The organism is Fodinicurvata fenggangensis DSM 21160 (genome assembly GCF_000686045.1).
Classification (GTDB): Bacteria; Pseudomonadota; Alphaproteobacteria; order Kiloniellales; family DSM-21159; genus Fodinicurvata; species Fodinicurvata fenggangensis.
The window spans coordinates 1-15,587 of record NZ_JMLV01000022.1; the positions used below are offsets into that span (position 1 = coordinate 1).

Below are 15,587 nucleotides of genomic sequence, written 5' to 3' on the forward strand. Positions count from 1 at the left end.
GCGCCGATTGCCATGGACGAGGGCCTGCGCTTCGCCATCCGCGAAGGTGGACGGACCGTCGGCGCTGGCGTCGTCGCCTCCATCGTCGAGTGAGTTAACCGGGTATAACCAGAACGCAGGTCCGGAGGCGTTTTTGACGCTGAATAGGAGTGTAGCTCAACTGGCAGAGCACCGGTCTCCAAAACCGGGGGCTGGGGGTTCGAGTCCCTCCACTCCTGCCATGCGGTTTTTCCGGGAAGGCTGAAGCCTTCCCGTTTACCCGTCCGGCTGAGAGGTCAGGGCGTTCGAGGATTGAATTTATATGCTTAAGACCAATCCCGGCCAGTTCGTACGCGAGGTTCGCCAGGAGATCCGCAAGGTGACCTGGCCGACCCGCAAGGAAACCATCGTGACCACCATCATGGTGTTCATCATGGTGTTCCTGGCGGCTATTTTCTTTTTCGTTGTCGACCAGGTTCTGTCCTTCTCGGTCCGTCAGATACTCGGGCTGGGAGGTTAAGGAATGGCACAGCGCTGGTACGTGGTTCACGCCTATTCCGGATTCGAGCGCCGCGTGGCCGAAGGCATTCGCGAGCAGATTGCGGCCCAGGGCATGGAGGACCTGATTACCGAGGTTCTGGTTCCCATGGAGGAAGTGGTCGAGGTTCGCCGCGGACAGAAGGTCAACACCGAACGCAAGTTCTTCCCGGGCTACGTGCTGGTGAAGATGGATTTGACCGACGAAACCTGGCATCTGGTCAAGTCTGTGCCGAAGGTCACCGGTTTCCTGGGGGCAAAGGGACGTCCTGTCCCGATTTCCAACAAGGAAGCCGAGGACATGCTGCGCCAGGTACAAGAGGGTGTCGAACGGCCGAAGCCTTCGGTCACCTTCGAGATTGGTGAACAGGTGCGCGTGGCCGATGGGCCCTTCATGTCCTTCAATGGGACCGTGGAGGAAGTGGATGAAGAGCGTGCGCGCCTGAAGGTTCTTGTTTCCATTTTCGGGCGTTCGACTCCGGTCGAGCTCGAATACACACAGGTTGAAAAGGTCTGAGTTTCGACTTTTTGAACCGGTTTTTGCGCGGGAGGCCCGCCATGGCCGGACCGTGCTGCCTGATACGAAGGGTATAGAATATGGCAAAGAAGATTGTAGGTTACATCAAACTGGAAATTCCGGCGGGTAAGGCCAATCCGTCTCCGCCGGTTGGTCCCGCACTGGGGCAGCGCGGGCTGAACATCATGGAGTTCTGCAAGGCCTTCAACGCCGAGACGCAGAACATCGAGCAGGGCACGCCCACGCCGGTCATCATCACGGCCTACGCGGACCGCTCCTTCACTTTCGTCACGAAGACGGCACCGGCCAGCTTTTACCTGAAGCGGGCGGCAAAGGTGCAAAAGGGCTCCTCCACGACCGGCAAAACGACCGCCGGAAAGGTCTCGATGGACCAGATCCGCGAGATTGCCGAGGCGAAGATGGAGGACCTCAACGCCTACGATGTGGATTCCGCCTGCAACATCATTGCCGGGACCGCACGGTCCATGGGCCTCGAGGTGACGGAGTAAGACGATGGCCAATAAAGGAAAACGACTGACCTCACTGCGTGAAGGCCTGGACCGCGACAAGCATTACGACCTCGAAGAGGCCGTGAAGCTGGTCAAGGAGCGCGCCACCGCCAAGTTTGACGAGACGATCGAGCTGTCGCTCGGTCTGGGCATCGATCCGCGTCACGCCGACCAGAACGTGCGCGGTGCCGCCAACCTGCCCCACGGAACCGGCAAGACCATTCGCGTGGCTGTCTTCGCGAAAGGCGCCAAGGCCGAGGAAGCCCGGGAGGCCGGCGCTGATATCGTGGGAGACGATGACCTTGCCGAGCAGATCCAGAATGGCCACATGGACTTTGAACGCGTGATTGCCACGCCGGACATGATGCCCGTGGTCGGCAAGCTGGGTCGTGTGCTTGGCCCGCGCGGCCTGATGCCGAACCCCAAGCTGGGCACCGTGACCAATGACGTGACCTCGGCCATTACCGAGGCCAAAGCCGGTCAGGTGCAGTTCCGCGCCGAGAAGAGCGGTATCGTTCATGCGGGTGTGGGCAAGGCCAGTTTCGATGCCGACAAGTTGGTGGAGAATGTCCGCGCTTTCGTTGATGCGATCAATCGTGCAAAGCCCAGTGGCGCAAAGGGAACCTACCTGAAGAAGGCGTCCCTGTCGTCGACCATGGGCCCGGGTGTGCGGCTGGATGTCAGCAACATGACTTCGGGTGGAGCGGCCAAGGCCGCTTGATGAATTCTCCGGGTCTTCGGATCCGGAGCGCAGGAGCCGCTCCGGCGGCTCCGACCTGTCCGAGACTGCAGGTGATCCGTAAGGATCTTAAGCCTTCAGGGCCTGCATAGACAGGAAGCGATAGACTTTCCTCCGGTCAACATGGCCGGAGCAGGCTTGAGCTTCCAGGACAGGCGAACCGAACGGGTGCTTTAGGGCAGCCGTTCTCGTGCAACCGGATGCCAGGGTTTCGGCTCTGGCTTTCCAGAGGGAGCAAAGACGTGGACCGCAGAGAAAAAGAAGCGTTGGTTGCGTCCTTGCGCGAGCGTTTTGACACAGCGACATCGGTCGTCGTCACCCAGCAAAAGGGTCTGACGGTGGCACAGTCGATGGAGTTGCGCCGAAAGGCTCGTGATGCAGGGGCCAACTACAAGGTCACGAAGAATCGTCTCGCGAAGCTCGCTCTCGACGGCACGAAGTTCCAGGCACTGTCGCCTCTGATGACCGGTCCGACCGCACTTGCGATCTCGGACGATGCGGTCGCCGGGGCTAAGGTCTGTGCGGAGTTCGCCAAGAAGAACGACAAACTGACCATTATCGGCGGTTCTCTTAACGGTGAACTGCTCGATGAAGACGGTGTCAAGGCGCTCGCCGCCCTTCCGTCCCTGGACGAACTGCGCGGCAAGATTGTCGGTCTGGTTCAGACCCCGGCCACGAATGTGGCGGGTGTTCTGCAGGCACCAGCCGGCCAGCTTGCCCGGGTTTTCGGGGCATACGGCGCCACGGACGAGGCCGCTTGAGTCGGCTCGCGAAGTTATTTGAAGCTCAAGCCTAATGAGGAATTGAAAAATGGCTGATCTAGACAAATTGGTAGAAGAGCTGTCGAAGCTCACGGTTCTTGAAGCCGCAGAACTTTCCAAGAAGCTCGAGGAGCACTGGGGTGTCAGTGCTGCCGCGCCTGTGGCCGTGGCTGCAGCCGGTGGTGCCGGTGGTGGTGAAGCCGCCGCTGCCGAAGAGGAGCAGACGGAGTTCGATGTCGTTCTGGCCAGCGCAGGCGACAAGAAGATCAACGTCATCAAGGAAGTGCGTGGCATTACCGGTCTTGGCCTGAAGGAGGCCAAGGACCTGGTTGAGAACGCACCGAAGGCCATCAAGGAAGGCGCTTCCAAGGAAGAGGCCGACGAGATGAAGAAGAAGCTCGAGGAGGCTGGTGCGACTGTCGAAATCAAGTGACAGTAGCCCACCTTTTCAGGTGGACGGAGCTATCCGGCCGGTGCGCCGCCTTGGCGGCGCACCGGACCGGCTTTTTGCGTCTGTAGTAGGTATTCCCTTTCGGGAACGCCCCTCGGGAACCAGGGCGTTAAAGACGGGTTCATACGGAAGTCCTGTTGGGCTTCCGGATTTTGGAAACACGCCATCCATGATTCCGGATGGCCTAGAAGTGGGAACGAGGGTCTGACATGGCGATGTCGTTCACCGGTCGTAAGCGGATTCGCAAATCTTTCGGACGGATTCCGGAAGTTACCCAGATGCCGAACCTGATCGAGGTGCAGAAGAGCTCCTACGACCAGTTTCTTCAGGTGGGGGTCAATCCGGAAGAGCGAACCGACAGCGGGCTTCAGGAAGTTCTGAAGTCGGTCTTTCCGATTCAGGATTTCTCTGCACGTGCTGATCTGCAGTTCGTGCGCTATGAGCTTGAAGAGCCCAAATACGATGTGGAGGAATGCCAGCAGCGTGGCATGACCTATGCCGCACCGTTGAAGGTGACCCTGCGGCTTGTTGTCTGGGATGTGGACGAGGACACCGGTTCCCGTTCCATCCGCGACATCAAGGAACAGGACGTCTACATGGGCGACATGCCGCTCATGACGGCCAATGGCACCTTCATCGTCAACGGGACCGAGCGCGTCATCGTTTCGCAGATGCACCGCAGTCCGGGTGTTTTCTTCGACCACGATCGCGGCAAGACCCATTCGTCCGGCAAGTATCTCTTTGCCGCCCGGGTCATTCCCTATCGCGGTTCCTGGCTGGATTTCGAGTTCGATGCCAAGGACATTCTCCAGGTGCGTATCGACCGTCGGCGCAAACTGCCGGTCACGACTCTCCTTATGGCGCTGGACAGCGAAGCGACTGCCAAGCTGCGCGCCGAGCGCCAGGCGGAAGGCAAGACACTGGAGCCGAACGAGGCTCAGGGGATGACCCCCGAGGAAATGCTGGCTGCCTTCTATGCCCAGGAAACCTTCCGCCGTTCCAAGGATGGCTGGCGCACGCCCTTCGAGCCGGAGAAGCTGAAGGGCGTCAAGCTGATCAGTGATCTGGTGGATGCCGATAGCGGACAGGTCGTTGTCGAGGCCGGCAAGAAAATCACGCCTCGTGCGGCCAAGAAGCTGATTGAGGACGGGTTGAAGGGCGTCCTGATCTCCAACGACGACCTGCTGGGCCGCTATGTGGCCGAGGACTGCATTAACGAGGACACAGGTGAGGTCCTGGTCGAGGCTGGTGATGAACTGACCGCCGAGATCATGACGACGCTTGAGGAGCAGAAGATCGACAGCCTGCAGCTGCTGGCGATCGATCACGTGAATGTCGGCGCCTATCTGCGGAACACCCTGGCCAACGACAAGAACATGTCACGCGAGGATGCGCTGATCGACATCTACCGCGTCATGCGTCCGGGCGAGCCGCCGACCCTGGAACAGGCGGAAGCCATGTTCCAGAGCCTGTTCTTCGATTCGGAGCGCTATGACCTGTCGCCTGTGGGGCGCGTCAAGATGAACGCCCGACTGGGCTTCGAGACCGATGACCAGCTGCGTGTTCTGCGCAAGGAAGACATCCTGGAGATTCTGCGTGTCCTGCACGACCTGAAGGATGGGCGCGGCGAAATCGACGACATCGACCACCTGGGCAACCGTCGTGTCCGCTCGGTGGGTGAGTTGCTCGAAAACCAGTACCGCGTGGGCCTGGTGCGCATGGAGCGTGCCATTCGCGAGCGGATGTCCTCGGTCGAGATCGACAGTGTCATGCCGCACGACCTGATCAACGCCAAGCCGGCGGCGGCAGCCGTGCGGGAGTTCTTTGGCTCCTCGCAGCTGTCCCAGTTCATGGACCAGACCAACCCGCTTTCGGAGGTCACGCACAAGCGTCGCCTCTCGGCGTTGGGCCCGGGCGGTCTGACCCGTGAGCGTGCAGGCTTCGAGGTGCGCGACGTGCACCCGACGCACTATGGTCGTATCTGTCCGATCGAGACGCCGGAAGGCCCGAACATCGGCCTGATCAACTCGCTCGCGACCTATGCGCGGATCAATCAGTACGGCTTCATCGAAAGCCCCTATCGCAAGGTCGAGAACGGCGTTGTGACCGACGAGGTGATCTACCTCTCGGCCATGGAGGAAGTGCGCTACACCGTGGCGCAGGCCAACTCGACGCTGGACGACAAGGGCAAGTTCGTCGATGACCTTATCTCCTGCCGTCGCGGGGCCGACTATATCATGGCCCGGCCGGAAGAGATCGACTACATCGACGTTTCTCCCAAGCAGCTCGTGTCCGTGGCCGCGGCGCTGATTCCCTTCCTGGAGAACGACGACGCCAACCGTGCGCTTATGGGCTCGAACATGCAGCGTCAGGCGACGCCCCTGATCCAGAGCGAGGCGCCGCTGGTCGGAACCGGCATGGAGGACACGGTAGCCCGGGATTCCGGTGTGGCCATCGGTGCCCGGCGTGGCGGCACCGTCGACCAGGTGGACGCCACCCGCATCGTGATCCGCGTGACCGACGATACCGGCCACGAGGAATCCGCCGTTGATATCTACAACTTGCTGAAGTTCCAGCGTTCGAACCAGAATTCCTGCATCACCCAGCGACCTGTGGTGAAGATGGGGGATGTGGTTGAGAAGGGCGATATCATTGCCGACGGTCCTTCGACCAACCTCGGCGAACTGGCTCTGGGCCGCAACGTGCTCTGTGCCTTCATGCCCTGGAACGGCTACAACTTCGAGGACTCCATCCTGATCTCCGAGCGTATCGTGCGCGATGACGTCTTCACCTCGATTCACATCGAGGAGTTCGAGGTCATGGCCCGCGACACCAAGCTGGGGCAGGAAGAGATTACCCGCGATATTCCCAACGTCGGAGAGGATGCCCTGCGCAATCTCGACGAGGCGGGCATGGTCTATATCGGGGCCGAGGTGAATGCCGGCGATATCCTGATCGGCAAGGTGACACCGAAGGGTGAATCGCCGATGACACCGGAGGAGAAGCTCCTGCGGGCCATCTTCGGCGAAAAGGCTTCGGATGTGCGGGATACCTCCCTGCGCCTGCCACCGGGTGTCAGTGGCACCGTGGTCGAGGTGCGGGTCTTCTCGCGCCGCGGCGTGGACAAGGACGAACGCGCCCTGGCCATCGAGAAGGCCGAGATCGAGCGCCTGGCAAAGGACCGCGACGACGAGAAGGCCATTCTGGAGCGCAGCTTCTACAATCGCCTGAAGGACCTGTTGCTGGACGAGGAAGTCCAGAGCGGCCCGAAGGGCATGAAGGCCGGCACCAAGATCACCGAGACAGTGTTGTCGGACTATACGCCGGGTCAGTGGCGCTCGATCGCCGTGAAGAACGACGCACGGCAGGCCGACATCGAGATGCTGGTCAAGAAATTTGACGAATCTGTCAAGGAGCTGGAGAAGCGCTTCGAGAACAAGGTCGAGAAGCTCCAGCGTGGCGACGAGCTGCCCCCGGGTGTCATGAAGATGGCCAAGGTCTTCATTGCCGTGAAGCGCAAGCTTCAGTCCGGCGACAAGATGGCCGGCCGTCACGGCAACAAGGGTGTGATCTCTAAGATCATTCCCATGGAGGACATGCCGCACACCGAGGATGGCAAGCCGGTGGATATCGTTCTCAATCCCCTGGGTGTTCCCAGTCGCATGAACGTCGGTCAGATCCTGGAAACCCATCTGGGCTGGGCCTGCGCGGCTCTGGGCCAGCAGATCGGCGATATGCTGCAGGAGGTCCGTGACAACAGCAACCTGGATGATCTGCGGACCAAGCTGATCGATATCTATGACGACGACAAGTACAAGCAGGAGATTACCGAACTGGACAACGAGGGTCTCCTCGAGCTGGCCGGTAATCTTGAGAACGGTGTGCCGATCGCGACCCCAGTCTTCGACGGGGCGCGTGAGCCCGATATCGTCAACATGCTGAACAAGGCCGGGCTGGATTCCTCCGGCCAGGTGACGTTGATCGATGGACGTACCGGTGAGACCTTCGAGCGGAAGGTGACGGTCGGTTACATCTATATGCTGAAGCTGCATCACTTGGTGGACGACAAGATCCACGCCCGTTCCATCGGGCCTTACAGCCTGGTCACCCAGCAGCCTCTGGGCGGCAAGGCGCAGTTCGGCGGACAGCGTTTCGGCGAGATGGAGGTCTGGGCCCTGGAGGCCTATGGCGCCGCCTATACGCTGCAGGAGATGCTGACCGTGAAGTCCGATGACGTGGCAGGCCGTACCAAGGTCTACGAGGCCATCGTCAAGGGCGAGGACAGCTTCGAAGCCGGCGTTCCGGAATCCTTTAATGTGCTCGTGAAGGAACTGAAATCCCTCGGGCTCAATGTTGACCTGCGACAGAGCGATTACTGAGCAGCCCTCAGTATTCGCCGCAATCGCAGGACTTAACCGCTAGCTGGAGACAGCCATGAACGAGTTGATGAACATCTTCGGTCAACCCAGTGGACCGCAGAGCTTCGACCAGATCCGTATCTCGATCGCCAGCCCGGAGCAGATCCGCTCCTGGTCCTTTGGCGAGATCAAGAAGCCGGAGACCATCAACTACCGAACCTTCAAGCCCGAGCGTGACGGCTTGTTCTGTGCGCGGATCTTCGGTCCGATCAAGGACTACGAATGTCTGTGCGGCAAGTACAAGCGCATGAAGTACAAGGGTATCATCTGCGAGAAGTGCGGGGTGGAGGTCACCCTGTCCAAGGTGCGCCGCGAGCGCATGGGGCACATCGAGCTGGCAAGCCCGGTTGCGCACATCTGGTTCATGAAGTCGCTGCCAAGCCGCATCGGCTTGTTACTCGACATCACGCTGAAGGAACTGGAGCGTGTGCTCTACTTCGAGAACTTCATCGTGATCGAGCCCGGCTTGACGCCGATGAAGATGAATCAGCTTCTCAGCGAGGAAGAGTTCCTCGACGCCCAGGAAGAGTATGGCGATGACGCCTTCACCGCCAAGATCGGTGCCGAGGCTCTTAAGGACATGCTGACCGCCCTGGACCTGGAGCAGGAGCGTCAGGACATGCGCGAGGAGCTTCGCGAGACCAACTCGGAAGCCAAGCGCAAGAAGCTGGTCAAGCGTCTGAAGCTGGTCGAGGCCTTCATGGAATCCGGATCGCGCCCGGAATGGATGATCCTGGATGTCGTTCCGGTCATTCCGCCGGAGCTGCGCCCGCTGGTGCCCCTGGACGGTGGCCGTTTCGCGACCTCGGACCTGAACGACCTTTACCGTCGCGTCATCAACCGCAACAACCGCCTGAAGCGCCTGATCGAACTGCGGGCCCCGGACATCATCGTGCGCAACGAGAAGCGCATGCTGCAGGAATCCGTGGACGCGCTGTTCGACAACGGTCGTCGCGGGCGGGTGATCACGGGCGCCAACAAGCGGCCGCTGAAATCCATGTCCGACATGCTGAAGGGCAAGCAGGGACGTTTCCGTCAGAACCTGCTTGGCAAGCGCGTCGACTATTCGGGCCGTTCCGTGATTGTGGTGGGGCCAGAGTTGAAGCTGCACCAGTGCGGTTTGCCCAAGAAGATGGCGCTGGAGCTGTTCAAGCCATTCATATACTCCAAGCTCGAGCTCTATGGGATGGCTTCGACCATCAAGGCGGCCAAGCGCATGGTGGAGAAGGAGCGTCCCGAGGTCTGGGACATCCTGGAAGAGGTCATCCGCGAGCACCCGGTGATGCTGAACCGTGCTCCGACCCTTCACCGTCTTGGCATTCAGGCCTTCGAGCCGGTGCTGATCGAGGGCAAGGCAATCCAGTTGCACCCGTTGGTCTGCACGGCCTTCAACGCCGACTTCGACGGCGACCAGATGGCGGTGCACGTGCCGTTGTCCCTGGAAGCCCAGCTGGAAGCCCGCGTGTTGATGATGTCCACCAACAACATCCTCAGCCCGGCCAATGGCAAGCCGATCATCGTGCCGTCCCAGGACATCGTGCTGGGGCTGTACTACCTGTCGATGGAATCCGAGGGCGAGCCCGGTGAGGGCATGTCCTTCAGGGACATCGGCGAGGTCGAGCATGGCCTGGCCAATGGCGCGATCACGCTTCACAGCAAGATCAACGCGCGCATCCAGACCATGAACGAGAATAGCGAGCTGGTTTGGCAGCGTCTGGAAACCACGCCGGGCCGGATGCTTCTGGGGCAGATCATGCCGAAGCACGCGAACCTGCCCTACAGCCTGGTAAACCGCCTGCTGACCAAGAAGGACGTGCAGGAGGTGATCGACATCGTCTATCGCCACTGCGGTCAGAAGGAAACGGTCATCTTCTGTGACCAGGTGATGACCCTTGGCTTCGGCTATGCGTGCCGCGCCGGCATTTCCTTTGGCAAGGACGATCTGATCATCCCTGAATCCAAGGACAAGCTGGTCGAGGCGGCCCAGGATCAGGTCAAGGAGTTCGAGACCCAGTACCAGGAAGGCCTGATCACGCGCGGCGAGAAGTACAACAAGGTCGTCGACGTCTGGTCGGACTGCACAGACAAGGTGGCCGACGAGATGATGAAGGTGATGCAGGTCAACACCGGCCGCGACATCAACTCCGTCTACATGATGGCCCACTCCGGTGCGCGTGGCTCTGCGGCCCAGATCAAGCAGCTGGCAGGTATGCGTGGCCTGATGGCCAAGCCATCGGGCGAGATTATCGAGACACCGATCATCTCGAACTTCAAGGAAGGCCTGACGGTGCTCGAGTACTTCAACTCGACCCACGGAGCCCGGAAGGGTCTGGCCGACACCGCACTCAAGACTGCGAACTCCGGTTATCTGACACGGCGTCTGGTTGACGTGGCACAGGATGCCATCGTCATCGAGACCGATTGCGGGACCGAGCGTGGCCTGAACGTGCGTGCCGTGATTGACGGCGGCGAGATTGTCGCACCGCTGAGCGAGCGCGTCCTGGGGCGCACGGCCCTTGAGGATGTCATCGACCCGCAGAGCGGCGAGGTCGTGGTTGCCAAGAACCAGATCATCGACGAGGTGGCGGTGGATCACATCGACCGTGCCGGAATCGACATGGTTCGCATCCGCTCGGCCCTGACCTGTGAAAGCCATGGTGGCATCTGTGCCAACTGTTACGGACGTGACCTGGCCCGCGGGACGGAGGTGAACATCGGTGAAGCCGTCGGCGTCATCGCCGCCCAGTCCATCGGTGAACCGGGGACGCAGCTCACCATGCGCACCTTCCACATCGGCGGTGCGGCGCAGGGCGGTGCCGAGCAGTCCAGCATCGAGGCCTCGCAGGATGCCAATGTGACCATCCGGAACTTCAACGTCGTTGCCGATTCGGAAGGCATCAACGTGGTCATGAGCCGGAACCTGGAGCTGATCCTCGAGGACGGCGACGGTCGCGAGAGGGCCAGGCATCGCATCCCCTATGGGGCGCGACTTCTGGTCCAGGAAGGCGACAGCGTGCAGCAGGGCCAGAAGCTGGCCGAGTGGGATCCCTATACCATCCCGATCATCACTGAGAAGGAAGGTACGGCGAACTACGTCGATCTTGTGGATGGCCTGTCCATGCGCGAAGTGATGGACGAGACCACCGGCATTTCCAACCGCGTGGTGATCGACTGGAAGCAACAGCCGCGCGGCAGTGATCTGCGTCCGCGCATCACCTTGCGTGATGAGTCTGGCGAAGTGGTCAAGCTGGCCAATGGCCTGGAGGCTCGCTACTACATGTCGGTGGACGCGATCCTTTCGGTCGAGAATGGAGCACAGGTCAAGGCCGGTGACGTCCTGGCGCGTATTCCGCGTGAATCGACCAAGACGCGTGACATTACCGGCGGTCTGCCGCGTGTTGCCGAGCTGTTCGAGGCACGCAAGCCCAAGGATTACGCGATCATCAGTGACACCGAAGGGCGTGTGGAGTTCGGTCGTGACTACAAGACCAAGCGTCGCATCATCGTCCGTCCGGATGACACGGAGCTGAAGCACAGCGAGTACATGATCCCGAAGGGCAAGCATCTTGCCGTTCAGGAAGGGGACTATGTGCGCGTGGGTGACATGCTGATGGACGGTAACCCCGTGCCGCACGACATTCTGGAGGTTCTGGGTGTCGAGGCTCTGGCCGAATACCTCATCAACGAGGTGCAGTCCGTCTATCGCCTGCAGGGCGTGAAGATCGACGACAAGCACATCGAGGTGGTGGTGCGTCAGATGCTGCAGAAGGTCGAGGTCATCGATCCGGGCGATACGACGTTCCTTGCCGGTGAGCAGGTCGATCGGGACGAGTTCAGCGAGGCCAACGACAAGGCCCTGGCCGAAGGTGGGCGCCTTGCGACGGCCAGTCCGGTTCTTCAGGGCATTACCAAGGCCAGCCTGCACACCCGGTCGTTCATCTCGGCTGCCTCGTTCCAGGAAACGACTCGTGTCCTGACCGAGGCCGCTGTGAACGGCAAGACCGACGACCTAGTCGGCCTGAAGGAGAACGTGATCGTGGGGCGCTTGATCCCGGCCGGAACGGGGGCGGTGATGAATCGCTTCCGCAAGATTGCCGCGGACCGTGACAAGGAGGCCATGGTGCAGCAGGGTGGAGACTCGGCTGCACTGGTGGACGAGAGCGCTTCCGGAGGCGGTGACGACCAGGAAAGCTCAGTCGCCTGAGCGGGGTCGACTCCAGTCATTCTGGGGAAAGGGGGTTCGTAAAGGGCGCCCTTTCCCCGGTAAGACATGACATAACGACCGTCAGTTTTCTGGCGGAATAACCTTCCCGGTTTTGCATTCTTTGCAAGACTCTGAAAACTTGCCCAAAAGCCTGCGAAGCGGGTTGACGAGGCAGGGGCGGCTAAATACTATGCGCGCCTGTTCCAGACAGGGAACTGGTGGTGACCCCGTACATGCGGGTCAGACGCAGTTCCGGAGGAAGCACGAAATCACATAGGGCTTTGTTGGCCCGGAATAGCGTGAACGCCGGCGGGAACAATCCGTTGTTCCAGCGCTGGCGTTTGTTTCGCACTACATATGCTATTTAGGAAAGCGATCGCATGCCGACGATCAACCAGCTCATTCGCAAGCCGCGCCAGCCCGAGGCTACGCGAAACAAAGTACCCGCGATGGAGGCCTGCCCGCAGAAGCGCGGGGTGTGCACGCGCGTTTACACGACGACACCGAAGAAGCCGAACTCGGCGCTGCGCAAGGTTGCGCGTGTGCGCTTGACCAATGGCTACGAGGTGACGGCCTACATTCCCGGTGAGGGGCATAACCTTCAGGAGCACTCCGTGGTCATGATCCGCGGCGGCCGTGTGAAGGACCTTCCGGGTGTTCGTTACCACATTATTCGCGGCACGCTGGATACCCAGGGTATTTCCAAGCGCCGTCAGCGCCGCTCGAAATACGGCGCGAAGCGTCCGAAGTAAGGAGAGCGCAAGATGTCGCGTCGCCATAGCGCCGAAAAACGTGAAGTGTTGCCGGACCCGAAGTTCGGTGATCTCGTTCTCAGCAAGTTCATGAACAACATCATGCTCGACGGCAAGAAGTCGGTCGCCGAGGGCATTGTTTACGGAGCGCTGGACACTGTCAGCTCCAAGGGCGCAGGGGAGCCCCTGACCGTTTTTCATGAGGCGCTGAACAACATTCGTCCGGAGATCGAAGTGCGCTCCCGCCGTGTCGGTGGTGCGACCTATCAGGTTCCGGTCGAGGTGCGCGCACAGCGCGGCCAGGCGCTTGCAATGCGCTGGCTGATCGCCGCTGCGCGCAAGCGTTCCGAACTGACCATGACCGCTCGCCTGGCCGGTGAGCTGATGGATGCAGCCAACAATCGCGGCGCTGCCGTAAAGAAGCGTGAGGATACGCACCGCATGGCCGAGGCCAACCGCGCATTCTCGCATTATCGCTGGTAAGAGAGGCAAGCTATGTCGTCCCGAGTTACACCGCTGGATCGTTACCGCAATATTGGCATCATGGCCCATATTGATGCGGGCAAGACGACCACCACAGAGCGGGTTCTCTACTACACCGGCCGCAGCCACAAGATTGGCGAAGTCCATGACGGCGCGGCTACCATGGACTGGATGGAGCAGGAGCAGGAGCGCGGAATCACGATCACCTCCGCCGCAACGACTGCCTTCTGGAACGACCATCGCGTCAACATCATCGACACCCCGGGCCACGTTGACTTCACCATTGAGGTCGAGCGCGCACTTCGTGTGCTGGACGGCGCAGTTGCCGTCTTCGATGCGGTCTCCGGCGTTGAGCCGCAGTCAGAGACGGTCTGGCGGCAGGCGGACAAGTACAAGGTTCCGCGCCTGTGCTTCGTCAACAAGATGGACCGCATGGGCTCCGACTTCTTCCGCTGCGTCGACATGATCGTCGATCGCCTGGGGGCCACCCCCATGGTCCTGCAGCTCCCGATCGGTGCCGAAAGCGATTTCGTGGGCGTTGTCGATCTGGTGAAGATGAAGGCCCAGGTCTGGAAGGATGAAACGCTCGGGGCGGAATGGGAGTACCAGGACATTCCCGAGAACCTTCAGGGCCAGGCCGCCGAGTATCGCGAGAAGCTGATCGAACTTGCGGTCGAGCAGGACGATGAGGCCATGGAGGCCTATCTGGAGGGCACCGAGCCGAACGAAGAGACGCTGAAGCGCTGTATCCGCAAGGGCACTTGCGACTTCAAGTTCGTGCCTGTGATGTGTGGCTCGGCCTTCAAGAACAAGGGCGTGCAGCCGCTTCTGGATGCCGTCGTCGATTACCTGCCGAGCCCGATGGACGTTCCCGATATCAAGGGCGTTAAGCCGGAGACCGATGAGCCGGTCGTGCGCAGGACGGGCGATGACGAGCCGATGTCTGCGCTGGCCTTCAAGGTCATGTCCGATCCCTTCGTGGGTTCGCTGACCTTCGTGCGTGTCTATTCGGGGTCCATGAAGAAGGGCACCCAGATATTCAACTCGCTGAAGAACAAGCGCGAACGCATTGGCCGCATGCTGCTGATGCACGCCAACCACCGCGAGGATATCGACGAGGCCCTGGCTGGCGATATCGTGGCGCTGGCCGGCTTGAAGGATACCACAACGGGTGAAACGCTGTGCGACCCGGCCCATCCTGTGGTCCTGGAGAAGATGGAGTTCCCTGACCCCGTGATCGAGGTTGCCGTGGAACCCAAGACCAAGACAGACCAGGAAAAGATGGGCATGGCCCTTGCGCGTCTGGCTCAGGAGGATCCCTCCTTCCGTGTGTCCACGGACACCGAGAGCGGCCAGACCGTTATCAAGGGCATGGGTGAGCTGCATCTGGACATCATCGTCGACCGCCTGCGTCGCGAGTTCAAGGTGGATGCCAACGTTGGCGCCCCCCAGGTGGCCTATCGCGAAAGTATCACGCGTCAGGCGGAAGTGGATTACACCCACAAGAAGCAGACGGGTGGTTCCGGACAGTTCGCCCGCGTCAAGCTGGTGTTCGAGCCGCTTGAAGCCGGCGATGGATTTATCTTCGAGAACGCCATTGTGGGTGGTTCTGTTCCCAGGGATTACGTTCCCGGTGTTCAGAAGGGTATCGAGAATTCCATGGACTCCGGCGTGATCGCTGGCTTTCCCATGATCGATTTCAAGGTCACCCTGGTTGACGGTGCCTATCATGACGTCGACTCAAGCGTGATGGCCTTCGAGATTGCCACCAGGGCGGCGTTCCGCGAGGGCGTACCCAAGGCGGCGCCTGTATTGCTTGAGCCGATGATGAAGGTTGAGGTGGTGACGCCGGAAGAGTACATGGGCGACATCATCGGTGACCTGAACAGCCGTCGCGGCAACGTCAGCGGCATGGACAGCCGCGGCAACGCCCGCGTGGTTTCGGCCATGGTGCCGCTGGCCAATATGTTCGGCTACGTCAATACCCTGCGCTCCATGAGCCAGGGCCGGGCGCAGTACACCATGTTCTTCGATCATTATGACCGCGTGCCGCAGGCCGTGGCTGACGAAGTCAAGGCGAAGATGGCCTGAAGTTAGACGCGAAACAGACGAGACACTTTTCGACACGGAGAAGAAAGAGCCATGGCGAAGGCGAAATACGAGCGGACGAAGCCGCACTGCAACATTGGGACGGTTGGTCACGTTGACCATGGTAAGACGACGTTGACGGCGGCGAT

Annotated in this window: 13 protein-coding genes and 1 tRNA gene; all 14 read left to right on the plus strand. The window is 60.5% G+C overall.

All coding sequences use genetic code 11. The features are described from left to right. The coding region (locus BP38_RS22435; RefSeq protein ID WP_211250393.1) for an EF-Tu C-terminal domain-related protein at window positions 1-93 on the plus strand (93 nt) is incomplete at its 5' end. Window positions 94-145: 52 nt separating this feature from the next. After that, window positions 146-221, plus strand: a tRNA-Trp gene (locus tag BP38_RS0117855). Between the two features lie 80 nt (window positions 222-301). Then, window positions 302-499: a preprotein translocase subunit SecE gene (gene secE / locus BP38_RS0117860; RefSeq protein ID WP_026988841.1), complete on the plus strand. Its 198-nt coding sequence runs from the start codon at window positions 302-304 to the stop codon at window positions 497-499. 3 nt (window positions 500-502) lie between these two features. Next, complete coding sequence (gene nusG, locus BP38_RS0117865; RefSeq protein WP_026988842.1) at window positions 503-1,033, plus strand: transcription termination/antitermination protein NusG; 531 nt, start codon at window positions 503-505, stop codon at window positions 1,031-1,033. A gap of 80 nt (window positions 1,034-1,113) precedes the next feature. Beyond that, window positions 1,114-1,542, plus strand: coding sequence for a 50S ribosomal protein L11 (rplK, locus tag BP38_RS0117870; RefSeq protein WP_026988843.1), 429 nt, complete (start codon window positions 1,114-1,116; stop codon window positions 1,540-1,542). Window positions 1,543-1,546: 4 nt separating this feature from the next. Continuing rightward, on the plus strand, window positions 1,547-2,263 hold the full coding sequence (gene rplA / locus BP38_RS0117875) for a 50S ribosomal protein L1 (protein ID WP_026988844.1): 717 nt from the start codon (window positions 1,547-1,549) through the stop codon (window positions 2,261-2,263). Window positions 2,264-2,523: 260 nt separating this feature from the next. Next, window positions 2,524-3,042, plus strand: a complete 519-nt coding sequence (rplJ, locus tag BP38_RS0117880) for a 50S ribosomal protein L10 (protein WP_026988845.1) — start codon at window positions 2,524-2,526, stop codon at window positions 3,040-3,042. A 49-nt stretch (window positions 3,043-3,091) separates the two neighbouring features. Then, a complete protein-coding gene (rplL, locus tag BP38_RS0117885) occupies window positions 3,092-3,475 on the plus strand; it encodes a 50S ribosomal protein L7/L12 (protein WP_026988846.1) in 384 nt (127 codons plus the stop codon). Between the two features lie 227 nt (window positions 3,476-3,702). Next, on the plus strand, window positions 3,703-7,872 hold the full coding sequence (rpoB, locus tag BP38_RS0117890; RefSeq protein ID WP_026988847.1) for a DNA-directed RNA polymerase subunit beta: 4,170 nt from the start codon (window positions 3,703-3,705) through the stop codon (window positions 7,870-7,872). 55 nt (window positions 7,873-7,927) lie between these two features. Continuing rightward, entirely contained in the window at window positions 7,928-12,115 is a 4,188-nt protein-coding gene (gene rpoC, locus BP38_RS0117895) for a DNA-directed RNA polymerase subunit beta' (protein ID WP_026988848.1), read from the plus strand. Window positions 12,116-12,495: 380 nt separating this feature from the next. Next, a complete protein-coding gene (gene rpsL / locus BP38_RS0117900; RefSeq protein WP_022726811.1) occupies window positions 12,496-12,867 on the plus strand; it encodes a 30S ribosomal protein S12 in 372 nt (123 codons plus the stop codon). Between the two features lie 12 nt (window positions 12,868-12,879). Further along, on the plus strand, window positions 12,880-13,350 hold the full coding sequence (gene rpsG / locus BP38_RS0117905) for a 30S ribosomal protein S7 (protein ID WP_022726810.1): 471 nt from the start codon (window positions 12,880-12,882) through the stop codon (window positions 13,348-13,350). Window positions 13,351-13,362: 12 nt separating this feature from the next. After that, the gene (fusA, locus tag BP38_RS0117910; RefSeq protein ID WP_026988849.1) at window positions 13,363-15,441 is read left to right on the plus strand and encodes an elongation factor G; all 2,079 of its coding nucleotides are present in this window, start codon (window positions 13,363-13,365) and stop codon (window positions 15,439-15,441) included. Window positions 15,442-15,492: 51 nt separating this feature from the next. Further along, window positions 15,493-15,587 (plus strand): GTP-binding protein (locus BP38_RS22780; protein WP_155992507.1); only part of this gene is annotated, 95 nt, incomplete at its 3' end.